The sequence below is a fragment of the Morganella sp. HSTU-ASny43 genome, from assembly GCF_022819185.1.
Lineage (GTDB): Bacteria > Pseudomonadota > Gammaproteobacteria > Enterobacterales > Enterobacteriaceae > Morganella > Morganella morganii.
Genome location: NZ_WSPG01000047.1, coordinates 1 through 13,896, shown reverse-complemented (window position 1 = coordinate 13,896; position 13,896 = coordinate 1). Strand labels below are relative to the sequence as shown.

13 protein-coding genes are annotated in these 13,896 nt (G+C 51.9%); 8 read left to right on the top strand and 5 right to left on the bottom strand.

The features are described 5' to 3' along the window. From GN208_RS17170 to GN208_RS17160, 3 genes are all read left to right on the top strand, one after another. Positions 1-382 (top strand): neutral zinc metallopeptidase (locus GN208_RS17170; RefSeq protein WP_243828495.1); only part of this gene is annotated, 382 nt, incomplete at its 5' end. 103 nt (positions 383-485) lie between these two features. After that, positions 486-938 (top strand): DUF441 domain-containing protein, encoded by a 453-nt coding sequence (locus tag GN208_RS17165; protein ID WP_004235310.1) that lies wholly within the window; start codon positions 486-488, stop codon positions 936-938. 8 nt (positions 939-946) lie between these two features. Beyond that, entirely contained in the window at positions 947-2,953 is a 2,007-nt protein-coding gene (locus GN208_RS17160) for a GNAT family N-acetyltransferase (protein ID WP_004235311.1), read from the top strand. Here the strand turns inward: GN208_RS17160 and GN208_RS17155 are convergent. Then, positions 2,940-3,137: a YpfN family protein gene (locus GN208_RS17155; RefSeq protein WP_004235313.1), complete on the bottom strand. Its 198-nt coding sequence runs from the start codon at positions 3,135-3,137 to the stop codon at positions 2,940-2,942. The genes GN208_RS17160 and GN208_RS17155 overlap by 14 nt on opposite strands. A 1,531-nt stretch (positions 3,138-4,668) precedes the next feature. Here GN208_RS17155 and mdlC point away from each other — a divergent pair. Together mdlC and GN208_RS17145 are read left to right on the top strand one after the other, a co-directional pair. Next, positions 4,669-6,297 carry a benzoylformate decarboxylase gene (gene mdlC / locus GN208_RS17150; RefSeq protein WP_004235317.1) on the top strand — a complete coding sequence of 543 codons (1,629 nt, stop codon included), beginning with the start codon at positions 4,669-4,671 and terminating at the stop codon, positions 6,295-6,297. A gap of 181 nt (positions 6,298-6,478) precedes the next feature. After that, the gene (locus tag GN208_RS17145; RefSeq protein WP_015422762.1) at positions 6,479-6,895 is read left to right on the top strand and encodes a DUF454 family protein; all 417 of its coding nucleotides are present in this window, start codon (positions 6,479-6,481) and stop codon (positions 6,893-6,895) included. Here the strand turns inward: GN208_RS17145 and GN208_RS17140 are convergent. Genes GN208_RS17140 through GN208_RS17130 form a run of 3 tightly spaced genes read right to left on the bottom strand, consistent with a single transcriptional unit; the run spans position 6,892 to position 9,089 of the window. Continuing rightward, on the bottom strand, positions 6,892-7,569 hold the full coding sequence (locus GN208_RS17140) for a M15 family metallopeptidase (protein WP_004235320.1): 678 nt from the start codon (positions 7,567-7,569) through the stop codon (positions 6,892-6,894). The genes GN208_RS17145 and GN208_RS17140 overlap by 4 nt on opposite strands. Continuing rightward, positions 7,566-8,696, bottom strand: coding sequence for a succinyl-diaminopimelate desuccinylase (gene dapE, locus GN208_RS17135; protein ID WP_004235321.1), 1,131 nt, complete (start codon positions 8,694-8,696; stop codon positions 7,566-7,568). The genes GN208_RS17140 and dapE overlap by 4 nt, the downstream gene beginning before the upstream one ends. Before the next feature lie 15 nt (positions 8,697-8,711). Beyond that, positions 8,712-9,089, bottom strand: coding sequence for an ArsC family reductase (locus tag GN208_RS17130; protein WP_004235323.1), 378 nt, complete (start codon positions 9,087-9,089; stop codon positions 8,712-8,714). A gap of 162 nt (positions 9,090-9,251) precedes the next feature. Between GN208_RS17130 and GN208_RS17125 the strand changes: the two genes are divergently transcribed. Beyond that, the gene (locus GN208_RS17125; RefSeq protein ID WP_004235326.1) at positions 9,252-9,809 is read left to right on the top strand and encodes a hypothetical protein; all 558 of its coding nucleotides are present in this window, start codon (positions 9,252-9,254) and stop codon (positions 9,807-9,809) included. Positions 9,810-9,838: 29 nt separating this feature from the next. On the opposite strand, the gene GN208_RS17120 is transcribed toward GN208_RS17125, so the two are convergent. Then, on the bottom strand, positions 9,839-10,468 hold the full coding sequence (locus tag GN208_RS17120) for a LuxR C-terminal-related transcriptional regulator (RefSeq protein ID WP_004239967.1): 630 nt from the start codon (positions 10,466-10,468) through the stop codon (positions 9,839-9,841). Between the two features lie 453 nt (positions 10,469-10,921). Between GN208_RS17120 and maeB the strand changes: the two genes are divergently transcribed. Beyond that, a complete protein-coding gene (gene maeB, locus GN208_RS17115) occupies positions 10,922-13,201 on the top strand; it encodes an NADP-dependent oxaloacetate-decarboxylating malate dehydrogenase (RefSeq protein ID WP_004235329.1) in 2,280 nt (759 codons plus the stop codon). 60 nt (positions 13,202-13,261) lie between these two features. After that, complete coding sequence (locus GN208_RS17110; protein ID WP_004235330.1) at positions 13,262-13,651, top strand: VOC family protein; 390 nt, start codon at positions 13,262-13,264, stop codon at positions 13,649-13,651. Positions 13,652-13,896: the final 245 nt, after the last annotated feature.

The following is a 13,896-nucleotide window of genomic DNA, read 5'->3' as shown; positions in this document are numbered from 1 at the left end:
GGGCTATGTGGTCGCTCATGAAGTGGGGCACCATGTTCAGCATCTGCTCGGTATCGATCGTCAGGTACGCGAGCGCCAGCAGCGCAGCAGTCAGAAAGAGGCAAACCGCCTGTCAGTGAAAATGGAATTACAGGCTGACTGTTTTGCCGGGATCTGGGGCCATGAGATGGAAAAAGCCGGGATCCTCGAAAACGGTGATCTGGAAAATGCTCTGAATGCGGCGCAGGCCATCGGCGATGACCGTCTGCAAAAACAGAGTCAGGGACGGGTTATTCCGGACAGCTTCACACACGGAACATCCGCACAGCGTTATGAGTGGTTCAAACGCGGTTTTGACAGCGGTAATATTGCGCAATGTGACACATTTTCCGCACTGAAATAAGCCTTTCTGCCGGTTTTTCCTGCAAAACCGGCAGAGTTTGATTATCATCGTATAACGGCATACTATTGGCGGCTTTCATTCCCCCCGACACGCAGGATCTGATATGAGTAATATTGACCCGACCCTGATTATCCTCCTGGTCTTAGCCGGGCTCGGGCTTATCAGTAATAACATGACGGTAACCCTGGCTATTCTTTTTCTGCTGGCTGTGCGCATCACGCCGCTCAACGGCTATTTCCCGTTTGTGGAAAAATATGGCCTCAAGCTGGGGATCCTCATTCTGACCGTCGGTGTGATGGCACCGATTGCCAGCGGTAAAATCAGTGCCAATGATGTTTTAAGCTCCTTTCTGAACTGGAAATCCCTGCTGGCGATAGTGATCGGCATACTGGTGTCCTGGCTGGGCAGCCGGGGCGTTACACTGATGAGTAACCAGCCGTCCACGGTTGCTGGTTTGCTGGTGGGTACCATTATCGGTGTCGCACTGTTCAGAGGGGTTCCGGTCGGACCGCTGATCGCGGCGGGGATCCTGTCACTGCTTGTCGGTAAGATGTAGCGGTTCCCATGTTACCCGCACTGTTTCACGCCTGCACAGAACAGCTCCGCATACAGGGTATTCGCCGTCTGTGGGTACTGAGCGGCAGTGACGACTGGTGTGAATCCCGGTTACAGGAAATCAGAGACGCGGCGCCCGGAGACTGGCCGATCATTTCCGCTCAGCTGCCCGGCGGCACAGTGGCAGAGAAAGCCCGTCTGTTGCTGGGACAGGAGTTCCGTCACGGCGTGTTTGATGCCCGGCGCGGGCTGCACAGTGAAGCACTGGCTATGCTGGCCGGCACATTACAGGCGGGCAGTTGGCTGATCCTGCTGCTGCCGCCGGAATCACAATGGCAGACCCGGCCGGATGAGGACAGCCTGCGCTGGAATGACGGCGGACAGATGATCCCCGCGCCGCATTTTATGCGCCACTTCGCCCGTACACTTATCCATCCCGCTCATCTCTGCCGGTATGAAAACAGGCCATTTGACATGACTCTGCTGCCGCCGCAAAACGCGTGGCAGCCGCCGGATGGCACACCGACCCCTGCGCAGCAGCAGATACTGGCACAGCTCCGCCGTGCGGAAAGCGGCATTTTCTGTCTGACCGCGGCCAGAGGACGGGGCAAATCCGCCGTGGCCGGTCTGTTCCTGGCAGAATCGCCGGGCCGTCATTTATTATGTGCCCCGGCAAAAGCCACGGTCACGGTGATACAGCGCTATCTTCATGATTCACAACAAACGGAATTTATCGCCCCGGATAATTTACTGACACTGGCGGAAACGGCGGATGTCAGCACATACGGCTGGCTGGTGATCGACGAAGCGGCGATGATCCCGTTGCCGCTGCTCGCGCGTTTTACGGCGGTATTTCCCCGTGTGCTGCTGCTGACCACTGTTCAGGGTTATGAAGGCACAGGGCGGGGATTTTTACTGAAATTTTGTCACTCACTGCCGCAGTTTACCGCACTGACGCTGACGCAGCCGGTACGCTGGGCGGAGCATGACCCGGCGGAAACCTGGCTCGATAAGGCACTGTTGCTCACCGAGCCGGCGGAAAAAATCATACAGACGGGGAAGTGTGAATATCAGTCCGTAACACAGCAGGCGTTATGTGATGATCCGGATTTATTGTCCGGGTTTTACGGCCTGCTGACGGCAGCGCATTACCGGACATCCCCGCTGGATCTGCGGCGGCTGGCCGATGCGCCCGGACAGCATTTCGCGCAGTTCCGCCACCGGCAGCAGGTGATTGCGGCGCTCTGGCTGACCGACGAGGGTGGGTTACCGGCAGCACTGACACTGTCTGTCTGGGCGGGCACGCGGCGGCCGCGCGGAAATCTGCTGGCACAATCGCTGGCGGCACACAGTTATTTCCCGCAGGCGGCACAACTGCGTTCACGCCGTATCAGCCGTATTGCCGTACATGCAGGCTACCGGCGCAATGCGCTGGGACGTCAGTTATTACAGCGGGCGGCTGACGCGGCAAAAAACAGCGGTATGGATTATCTGTCCGTCAGTTTCGGCTATACCCCGGAACTGGCTGCGTTCTGGACATCCTGCGGCTTTCGTTTTGCCCGAATGGGGACACACCCGGAAGCGGGCAGCGGATGTTATACCGCAATGCTGCTGCTGCCGCTGACGCGGGCCGGACAGGCACTGGCGGATGACGCAGAACAGCAGTTTGCCCGGGATTGCACTGTTTTTTCTCAGATATGGGGATTTTCACCGGTACCGCCGGAGCAGGCGGAATCACTCAATGAATGGGAATGGCGGATGCTGGCCGGGTTTGCGTATGCCGCTAAACCACAGGCGGTGGCAGATCCTGCATTGGTACTCCTGCAAAGGGAATACCCGGCACAGACAGCGGAATTGTCACAGTTGCTGTCCGGTAAACCAGAGATACTGAAAGCTCGCCATATCAGCGGAAAAAAGGCATTACTTAGTGTGCTGAGACAGGAAACAGCAGTGATACTGCAGATACTGCGCCCGCAGTGGGCGCAGCAGACAGCAGAAGAGATCAGGACTTTTTAGATTTATTATCCGGCCAGTCATCCTCATCATCCCACTGTGCGTTATTATCACGGTGAGGCGGCAGTTCCCTGCGGTTCTGCAGATATTTTTTGTGATCCACGCGTTTGAGATCTTTAATGGCGTTCAGGATCACGCCGACAAACAGCACCAGGATGACCCACCAGTAGTCTGCTAACCAATGCATTGTTGTTACCTTTTTTTGTCTTTATTTATCAATAAATCAGAATGGATAAGTCACTATCATTCAAAATGAGTTTAAAACCATTACCCAACGGGTTGTCTCCCCGGTTAACTGAGGTGTCTTCCCCGGCTTTCACGAACTATCCGGAAACGGTTGTGGTCGTTAATTCTTTCCTGAAAGATGAAGCTATAAGGTTATCACATCCGCCATACACGGAATAACATTTCTTAATCACATCTTCCGGGGACATGCCAGGACATTCAGGCGGATATCGCCACCCTTGCCGCATATCGGGCAAGGCATAAAAATAGCACAGCGATGCACGCCACGTCAGAACCGTACGCAGCGCGACACGGTTTGGTTATCATGTTGTTTACCTGCAGATATACCTGAAAAATAACAGGTACATTGAAATTTTATTGATGCTGATTAAAATATATTTAGCGATAACAATGAGGAGTAATTTATGGAAGCTTTTGCTTTATTACCTTTGATTACAGCAACCATTCCCGGCGGTATCTTTTTTCTTCCTGTCACATTTATGTTTATTTCCGTCTGACGGACACTAAGGCAGTTATGTTCCAACTGCCTTTTCCATAAATTAATGGCGTATAATTTCACTACGGAACAATGCCCGCACCCCGGACCGGGGTAATGCTTTCTGTGCATATTCAGGAATGCCATCATACAGTTTTTGCCGGTATGTTTTCAGCACATCGGTGATACGCTTTACCTGGTTATATTTCAGGTAATTATATATTACCAACCCGCTCAGGTGGTTTTTAAATGGGTTTATTTATCAATACATTGAATCTTAAATATGACTTTTTTCATCCTGTATGACTAATGCACTATTGTTACCGCTCTTATTTATTAACATCCGGGTTAAAAGCCGATACCTGTACCGATTCCCACAGAAGCGCCTTCAGAACCTCCGGATGCACCGACACCAACCCCGGCACAGCCTGAAAGAAGAATAACGGCAATAAAGCAGAATATTTTCAGCATATGACCTCTGCACATAAACAGTCTGAATAGTTCGGATAGTATACCGGAAATAAAAAAAAAGCTCTCTGCATCCGCGGAGAGCTGAAAAAAAGCAAAATAACCAATTGGTACCACGCGGCAGACAATAACAGCACTGAGTTAAACGGAACTGTAACGGACTAACAAACTGCCAGCATGTTATCGCGTTGTTTACTCTCAACCGGCCCCGTCAGGGGTATTACACTGACCTTTTATGATGGGGTTATCTGGTCTTACCTCTATCTTTCTGCTTTATATCAGAAATAATAATTCTGCCGGTCTGATAATCAGGAACAGGGCCATAAAGCCGCAGTTTGATCTTTATTTTCCGCTGTAATAGAGTCCGGAATATCGGAATTTTTCACTGTTCTGTTAATTTATATTTACGATGTTTATCATTGTTATTTAAGTGAAAATTATCGTCAGACAGATAAAGTGGTCAGCATGCTTTTTCCATTCGCCGGTATATCCGGTATCAGCAGAATAATGATTTCACAGGAGCATTACGATGGGAAAAACAATCCGTCAGGTGACATTTGAATTACTCCGGCAACTGAATATCACGACTGTTTTTGGTAATCCCGGCTCGACAGAAGAAACTTTCCTGAAAAACTTTCCGGCAGATTTCCGTTATATCCAGACACTGCATGAATCGTCTGCGGTCGCCGCTGCGGATGGTTATGCGCAATCCACCCGTAATGTTGCACTGGTCAATGTGCATACCTCCGCCGGGCTGAGTAACGCGATGAGTAATATTCTTACCGCGTATATGAACCGCACGCCGCTGATTATTACCGCCGGTAACCAGACCCGCGACATGCTGCTGATAGAGCCGTGGCTGACCAATATTAAGCCGGAAACACTGCCGGAGCCGTGGGTGAAATGGAGTTATCAGCCGGTGAGGGCGGAAGATGTTCCGGCGGCCTTTATGCGGGCGTATGCGATGGCACTGCAACCGCCGGCAGGCCCGGTATTTTTATCGATCCCGCTGGATGACTGGGATAAACCGGCTGAAGCGGATGCGGCGGTTGTCCGCAGCGTGTCTCACCGTATCAGTGCCGACCCGGTGCGGATGCGGGAGTTTGCGCAGAGTGTGTCAGGGGCGAAAAATCCGGTACTGATTTACGGCTCATCCCTTGCGCGGGGGGAGGGCTGGGAGGCAGGGATCCGGCTGGCGGAAAAACTGAATATCCCGGTGTATTCGGCACCAGCTTCCGAGCGCCCGCCGTTCCCGGAATCTCATCCGCTGTATGCAGGCGGCCTGCCGTTTGCCATGAAACCACTCTCGGACAAACTCGCCGGGCATGATGTGGCGCTGATCATCGGTGCGCCGGTCTTCCGCTATTACCCGTATGTGGCCGGTGACTATATCCCGCCGGGACTCCGGTTGCTGCATATCACGGATGATCCGCAGGAAGCCGGTCGGGCGCCGGTCGGAGACAGCCTGTTATGTGATGCGGTACTGGCGGTTGAGCAGTTAACTGAGCTGGTGAGTGCACGACCGGCACTGGCAACTGCCGTCAGTAAACAACCGCACGGTATGGCGCCGCATCCCACCGCGCCGGAAGCTGCGTCAGACGGGCTACTGAGTGCTTCACAGCTGTTCCGCGCGGTCAGAAGTGCGATGCCGGAAGAAACGATTCTGACCGAGGAATCCCCCTCTAACCTCGGCGAACTGCATGCTGCCTGGCCGGTGGATAAACCGGACTCATTTTACACCTTTGCCAGCGGTTCACTCGGCTGGACATTACCGGCCAGCGCCGGGATTGCCCTCGGTGAACGGGACAGCGGGCGTAACCGGCCGGTGGCGGCGATTATCGGTGACGGCTCCATGCAGTACTCTGTGCAGGGATTATGGACTGCCGCACAGCATCAGTTACCGATCCTGTTTGTCATTCCGGAAAACAGGCAGTACGGCATTCTGAAATCTTTCGCAGTGCTGGAAGATACGCCGGGGGTGCCGGGTCTGGATATTCCGGGGCTGGATATTGCGGCTCTTGCCACCGGTTACGGCTGCACCGCAGTCCGGGCAGAAACAGAGGCTGAGGTAATTGCGGCCTGCAAAGCGGCATTACAGCGCAAGGGGCCGACAGTGCTCGTTGTGCCGATCCGGCCGTCAGTACCGCCACTGATGTGATATCAGTATCAATCATTTGATTTTCTGCCGGTAATAATACTGAAAGCAACCTGAGCGGCTCTCTGTGCGGAACAGAGAGCCGTTTTGTCAGCGGATTATCATTTGTGATCACAAGCCGGTTGAATAAGGTGTTACACAACGATAACATTGAGTTGCATTCTCATTACCGGAGACTCAGGACGTGAAGCCGTTCACCCGCATACTGCTGCTGTTATCAGGCTGGATTGCCGTCATACTGGCAACCCTCGGGGTTGTGCTGCCGGTATTGCCGACGACGCCGTTCCTGCTGCTGGCTGCGTGGTGTTTCTCCCGTTCATCTCCCCGGTTCCATCACTGGCTGCTGTACCGTTCCTGGTTCGGCGGGTATATCCGCCACTGGCAGACACACAAAGGCCTGCCGCGCAAGGCAAAACGGCGTGCAGTAATCGTGATCCTGCTGACGTTTGCGGTGTCGCTTTGGCTGGTGAAACTGATTTATATCCGGCTGTTACTGCTGTGTATTCTGGTCTGGCTGCTGATCTTTATGCTGCGCCTGCCGGAAACAGATGAAATGACGCCGGAGAATACCCCGGCGTCAGAGGAGAAATCACCGGATTAATCGCTTTCCGGTAATGTGACATATTGCTGATAAATTGCGTCAAGATTAGCCAGTAACCATGTTTTACCGGCGATGTCCTGTGTTTTCAGTACTCTTTCAAGCGTTTCCGGGGTGTAAAGCTGCTCCGCTTCATAAGAGAGCGGCCAGTAGCTGATATGCCACGGTTCATAAGCCACACCACCGGTCTGACGCTGTGTGAACGGCAGATAAAAATCAAACTGTGCCATATTATCCGCCAGCCAGGCGGAAAGGGCGGCAAAATAGCCGCCTTCCTCGTATTCCCGGGGCTCAAGCTGAAGAGCAATATCAGCAGGCAGACGGAACGGATCGTAATAATCGACCTCTGTTCCCCAGTGATGACGGCTGGCACCCGGAATGGCAGACCAGCGCAGGATCGCCTGACAGCGCTCCGCTTCTGACAGCCCGGAGACATCCAGCGGGCGGTTTTCTGCATCATTTACCGTGCGGATCCCGGCAAATTTTTCATTCCAGATAATCTGCTGACGGGAAAAATCGCGGAAGGAGCTGGCAGGCATCAGTTTAAATCCGGCGGTTGCCGCCGCTTTCTGCATGGCGAGAAACGCTTTGGTGGCATTAAATTGCAGGTGATGATTACCGGCAAAATTAATGACATGATCACGGGTCTGCCCGGTCAGTATTTCAAAGGTCATCATAGCAGGATCTGCTCCATAATCCGTTGATAGATACGGCTGAGTTGCTGCAAATCAGCGGCGCTGACGCATTCATTCACTTTATGAATGGTGGCGTTGACCGGACCCAGCTCCACAACCTGTGTACCCATCCGCGCAATAAAGCGTCCGTCAGAGGTTCCGCCGCTGGTGGAGAGCTCCGGTGTCAGATTACAGTACTGACCGATGGCACGGCAGACCGCACCGGTCAGCGGGCCTTCCGGGGTCAGGAACGGGTGGCCGGACAGTGACCAGTGAATAGTGTGCTTCAGCTGATGTTTTTCCAGCAGCGCGGCAATCCTGGCTTTCAGTGATTCAGCTGTGGATTCGGTGCTGAAGCGGAAATTGAACTGAATAAACAGATCACCGGGAATGATGTTATTACTGCCGGTACCGGCACGGATATTGGCTATCTGCATGCTGGTCGGTGGGAAAAACTGATTGCCGTTGTCCCAGTGTTCAGCCACCAGCTCCTGTATAAACGGCGCGGCGCGGTGAACCGGGTTATCAGCCAGATGCGGATAGGCGACATGGCCCTGGGTGCCGTGAATCGTCAGGTTTGCGGTAACGGAACCCCGGCGGCCGTTTTTAATCATATCCCCTAATTGGGACTGGCTTGACGGCTCACCGACCAGGCAATATTCCACCTTTTCATGGCGCGCCATCAGCGTTTCCACCACTTTCACGGTGCCGTTGACGGCTGACGCTTCTTCATCTGAGGTGATAAGAAAAGCAAGGCGTCCCGGATAGTCCGGATAACGTTCAGTAAAACGCTCGGCAGCAACAATCATGGCTGCCAGCGAACCTTTCATATCGGCAGCACCGCGCCCGTACAGCATGCCGTCAATCAGTGCCGGTTCAAACGGCGGGGTGCGCCAGTGGCTGAGGTCGCCCGGGGGGACCACATCGGTGTGACCGGCAAAGGCCAGTGTTGTGCCGCTGCCGCCCCGGTATGCCCAGAAATTCTGTGTGTCGCCGAAAGGCATATGTTCGACGGTAAACCCGGCGGCAATCAGGCGTTCAGCCATCAGTGCCTGGCAGCCTTTATCATCCGGGCTGACCGATTCCCGGCTGATAAGCTGTTTTGCCAGTTCTGTTACAGGACAATGCATGGTGTTTCCTCTGTATCAGGCAGGAAGACTGAAGAACTGCTGATAATCATCAGCTTTAAAACCAAGGTGATAACGGCCGTCCGCAGAGACCAGCACCGGGCGTTTGATCAGCGCCGGTTTTTCTGACATCAGACGGATGGCGGACTGTGCATCTGTCACCGCATCCTGTTCTGTCTTATCTAACTGACGCCAGGTGGTGCCGCGTTTGTTGAGCAGCAGTGTCCAGTCAATATGACGGGCAAATTCACTGAGCAGTTCTGTATCCGCGCCATCCTGCCGGTAATCATGAAACTCATACGCTATCTGATGAGCATCCAGCCATGCCCGGGCTTTTTTCATCGTGTCGCAGTTTTTAATCCCGAAAATCCGGCAGACGGAGGTTGTATTTTTCATCTTTTATCCTTTGTCGTGAACACGAAAAATAGCATAATGCGGGAATTTGATGCAGTTATCCAGAATCTTACGTGCAGAGAGTATTCGATAAATGCAAAAAAGTGGGGTAGCATTACGCCATAACCATGACAAAAACATCCGGAAGATGTTGAGACAGGATCGATGAAAGAGTACTTAGCCGGAAGCACGCTGTTATTTGCCAGCTTTACCCTCGCGGGACAAACGGACGTGTATCTGAATGAACTTCAGCTCAAATTTACGGAAAACAGCGAACTGTGCCTGGATGAACACAAATGGCCGCAGTTCAGCTCAAGTCAGTCAGAGCCATGGATGATTTCACGGCTGAATGCGCTGGCTTCCGTCGGTTTTATCAGTGCGACTATTGAATCGTCCGGCGTGGAATATCAGCTGACGGACAAAGGTAAAGACGCCTGGCAGGTGCATGAGGATTTTTGTTACGGCGCACTGCGTATCAGTAAAATCAAGGCGATAGAGCCCCAGGGCAACGGCATCAGTACCGTGTACTTTTACTATGGTGTGACCGGTATGCCGGACTGGGCGCGTGATAAAAACATCCGTTACGCCTACAGTGAAGTGGATACGATCCTCCGGGGGATGAATAAAGAGGTGATCCAGGTGGATGTCCGCGAAAATCCGGACGGTACCCTGGAACTGCTCAATTACCCGACACCGGCGAGTATCGACGAAGAAAGCGAGTAACCCCCGGACAGCCATCCCGGGGATCCCTCTCAGCGGGGCAGCCGGTATTTCAGATAGAGCAGGCTGGCGGCGAGCCGTGTGGAGACATTCAGCTTTTTCAGTATATTGCGGATATGAACTTTCACTGTCTCTTCCGAAATAAACAGCGCCCGTGCAATTTCCTTATTTTTCATCCCGCAGGCCAGTTCTTTGAGAACATCGGCTTCCCGTTGTGTCAGGTAACTGACCGGATCGTGATAGTGTTCACGTTCCTGCAAAATTTTATAAATCGCCTCACTGAAAATCTTTTTTCCTTTAAACGCATTTTCAATCTGACTTAATAAATAATCAACATCGCAATTTTTTAATAAATAACCATCAGCTCCGGCATCAATAGCAGCGTATATATCATTCCGTTCCCGTGATTGTGAAAACACCAGGATATAACTGGATATTTTTTTGTGGCGTAATTTTTTAATAAAATCAATACCGGAAAAAGCACGGACATTGATATCCAATATAATCATTCTGGGGGTATGCTGATGGATATGGCTGAACAGACCATTGTTGTCAGTAAATTCCGGCATGATGGTTAACGTATAATCCGGTTGTAAAAGCATTTTAAAACCATAGCGTAACAACGGATGGTCATCAATAACCATAATAGTGTGATGAGGCATAGAGTTCTCCCTTGCCGGGTGTACGGTATGAGATAATATTAATTAAAACGATTTAATTGATATATTAATTATTGAAATACAAAATATACCATAATCGCCAGGACAATTAATTTTTACGCAAAAGTGTTATATGTGCAAATAACAAAGTATTTAAAAATAATAATGTCCCTAATAACATGAAGCATATTATAGGGATGAGGTTCAGGGTTTAAGACAGGAAGATATAATTGGCGGTATAGCCGGAGAAGGCCGCTATTATCAGATAACCAATAAGAGATATGTTGTTTTTTTCAACAGGTTCAGCACATTAACTACATGAATATTACACTTTTTTCACTATTCCGCTATTTATCAGTATACTGATTATGTAGCGCTGAATAACGTGACCGGCGGCAGAGCTTACACCGCCGGTCCGCCCTGACCCTGTTATTAACGCCTGTAAAGGATCCTGAAATGGACGAACAATTAAAACAAAGTGCCCTTGAGTTTCATCAGTTTCCCTCTCCCGGTAAAATTACTGTCACCCCGACCAAACCGCTGACCACCCAGCGTGATCTGGCTCTGGCCTATTCGCCGGGGGTTGCGGCTCCCTGCCTCGAAATCGCGGATGACCCGCTGGCAGCTTATAAATATACCGCCAAAGGCAACCTGGTCGCGGTAATCTCCAACGGTACGGCGGTGCTCGGCCTCGGTAATATCGGGGCGCTGGCCGGTAAGCCGGTGATGGAAGGAAAAGGGGTTTTATTTAAAAAATTCTCCGGTGTGGATGTCTTTGATATTGAAGTCAATGAGACCGACCCGGACAAACTGGTGGATATTATTGCCTCTCTGGAGCCGACATTCGGCGGCATCAACCTGGAAGATATCAAAGCACCGGAATGTTTCTATATTGAAAAGAAACTGCGCGAACGCATGAAAATCCCGGTCTTCCATGATGACCAGCACGGTACCGCGATTATCAGTACTGCAGCTGTACTCAACGGACTGCGTATCGTCAATAAAGCGATCGGTGATGTCCGGCTGGTGGTCTCCGGTGCGGGAGCTGCCTCTGTTGCCTGTATGAACCTGATGGTGTTGCTGGGCCTGAAACGCGACAATATTATTGTCTGTGACTCGAAAGGGGTTATCTACAAAGGCCGTGAAGCCAATATGGCGGAAACCAAAGCGGCGTATGCTATTGATGATAACGGTATGCGGACACTGGCGGATGCGATGCCGGGCGCGGATATTTTCCTCGGCTGTTCCGGCCCGGGCGTGCTGACACCGGAGATGGTCAAAGGTATGGCGCGTGACCCGCTGATTCTGGCACTGGCTAACCCGGAACCGGAAATTCTGCCGCCGCTGGCACTGGCCGTCCGTCCGGATGCCATCATCTGTACCGGGCGCTCGGATTATCCGAACCAGGTCAATAACGTGCTTTGCTTCCCGTTTATTTTCCGTGGTGCGCTGGATGTCGGCGCAACAGCGATTAATGAAGAGATGAAACTGGCCTGTGTGAAAGCGATTGCCGATCTGGCGCTGGCGGAGCAGAGCGAGCAGGTTGCCTCCGCTTACGGTGGTCAGGAATTATCTTTCGGCCGTGAATATATTATCCCGAAACCGTTTGATCCGCGTCTTATCCTGAAAATCGCCCCGGCTGTGGCAAAAGCGGCGATGGAAACCGGTGTGGCGACGCGCCCGATTGAGGACTTCAGTGTCTATCTGGAACACCTCAATGAGTTTGTCTACAAAACCACCCTGTTTATGAAGCCGATTTTCTCCATGGCACGTAAAGATCGCAAACGTATCGTGCTGGCCGAAGGGGAAGAGCCGCGCATGCTGCATGCGACACAGGAACTGGTCAGCATGGGGCTGGCGTATCCGATCCTGATTGGCCGCCCGGATGTGATTGAAATGCGAATCAAAAAGCTGGGACTGCAGATTGTGCCGGATCAGGATTTTGAAATCGTTAACAATGAAAGTGACCCGCGTTTTGCTGAATACTGGCAGGAATATTATCAGCTGATGAAGCGCAAGGGCGTGACTCAGGAACAGGCCCGCCGTGCCATTATCACTAACCCGACCAGTATCGGTGCCATCATGGTGCACCGTGGTGAGGCGGACGGTATGATCTGCGGGGTGGTCGGCGATTATCACGATCACTACCGGATTGTGGAAAATGTGTTTGGTTTCCACGAAGGCGTGCACACGGCGGGGGCAATGAATGCGCTCAGTCTGCCGACCGGTAACACTTTTATCGCCGATACCTATGTGCATGATGAGCCGACTGCCGAACAACTGGCGGAGATCACCCTGATGGCCGCCGCAGCGGTGCGCCGGTTCGGTATCGAGCCGAAAGTGGCGCTGTTATCCCGCTCCAGCTTCGGCTCGTGTCCGTCGCCGTCCGCAGAGAAAATGCGTGATACCCTGGCGCTGATCCGTGAACGGGAACCGTCACTGGAAATTGACGGGGAAATGCATGGCGATGCGGCGCTGGTGGAAGCTATCCGCCGTGATCTGATGCCGGACAGCCCGCTGAAAGGTGCGGCAAACCTGCTGATTATGCCGAACGGGGAAGCAGCCCGTATCAGTTATAACCTGCTGCGTGTGACTACCTCGGAAGGGGTGACGGTCGGTCCTGTGCTGATGGGGATTAACAAGCCGGTGCATATTCTGACGTCTATCTCCTCTGTGAGGCGTATCGTCAACATGGTGGCACTGGCAGCGGTGGAAGCGCAGACTCAGCCTCTGTAAAAGAAAGCAGTAAATAAAGGTGATATACGCCCCGGCAACGGGGCGTTGTACAGGAAAGATATGCTGAAGATTGAAAAAGTGGATCATATTGCCGTGATTGCTTCTGACCTCACGGCCAGTCTGGCGTTTTATTGTGATGTGCTGGGATTAACCGTGCTCAGTGAACACTACCGTGCGGAACGGGATTCTCACAAGGTGGATTTGGCACTGAACGGAGAGTATCTGCTGGAGCTTTTTACCTTTCCGGCAAGTCCGGCGCGGGTATCACAGCCGGAAGCCTGTGGTCTGCGCCATCTGGCATTTGCAGTGCAGGATCTGACCGCATGGGAAACACACCTGAAACAATGCGGTGTCCGTTGTGACAGCATCCGCACGGATGGATTTACCGGCAAGTCATTTTTCTTCTGTTTTGACCCGGATAATCTGCCGGTGGAGTTTTATGCCCGCTGACGGATAAAAAAAAGCCAGCGCGATGGCTGGCTGAGAAACTTCGAAATACTGGAAGCAATGTGAGCAATGTCGTTTGCCAATACCTTAGTAATTTACTCAGGTACCGACAACGAGAATGATAATTTTTCCCATTTAAAAAGTAAAGTGTTTTTTTAATAAAAAACGCTGATTATCTGCACAGCAAACCAAACCGCAGAAAACAGCAAAAGGTCACTTTATTAAAATTAAGTGTAAAGTTGTTTAAT

What these genes read in the sequence shown, in the direction of transcription:
- maeB (WP_004235329.1), top strand. Translation starts at nt 10,922, where the DNA reads ATGGACGAACAATTAAAACAAAGTGCCCTTGAGTTTCATCAGTTTCCC.
- dapE (WP_004235321.1), bottom strand. Translation starts at nt 8,696, where the DNA reads ATGCATTGTCCTGTAACAGAACTGGCAAAACAGCTTATCAGCCGGGAA.
- GN208_RS17160 (WP_004235311.1), top strand. Translation starts at nt 947, where the DNA reads ATGTTACCCGCACTGTTTCACGCCTGCACAGAACAGCTCCGCATACAG.
- GN208_RS17165 (WP_004235310.1), top strand. Translation starts at nt 486, where the DNA reads ATGAGTAATATTGACCCGACCCTGATTATCCTCCTGGTCTTAGCCGGG.
- GN208_RS17125 (WP_004235326.1), top strand. Translation starts at nt 9,252, where the DNA reads ATGAAAGAGTACTTAGCCGGAAGCACGCTGTTATTTGCCAGCTTTACC.
- mdlC (WP_004235317.1), top strand. Translation starts at nt 4,669, where the DNA reads ATGGGAAAAACAATCCGTCAGGTGACATTTGAATTACTCCGGCAACTG.
- GN208_RS17110 (WP_004235330.1), top strand. Translation starts at nt 13,262, where the DNA reads ATGCTGAAGATTGAAAAAGTGGATCATATTGCCGTGATTGCTTCTGAC.
- GN208_RS17140 (WP_004235320.1), bottom strand. Translation starts at nt 7,569, where the DNA reads ATGATGACCTTTGAAATACTGACCGGGCAGACCCGTGATCATGTCATT.
- GN208_RS17120 (WP_004239967.1), bottom strand. Translation starts at nt 10,468, where the DNA reads ATGCCTCATCACACTATTATGGTTATTGATGACCATCCGTTGTTACGC.
- GN208_RS17130 (WP_004235323.1), bottom strand. Translation starts at nt 9,089, where the DNA reads ATGAAAAATACAACCTCCGTCTGCCGGATTTTCGGGATTAAAAACTGC.
- GN208_RS17155 (WP_004235313.1), bottom strand. Translation starts at nt 3,137, where the DNA reads ATGCATTGGTTAGCAGACTACTGGTGGGTCATCCTGGTGCTGTTTGTC.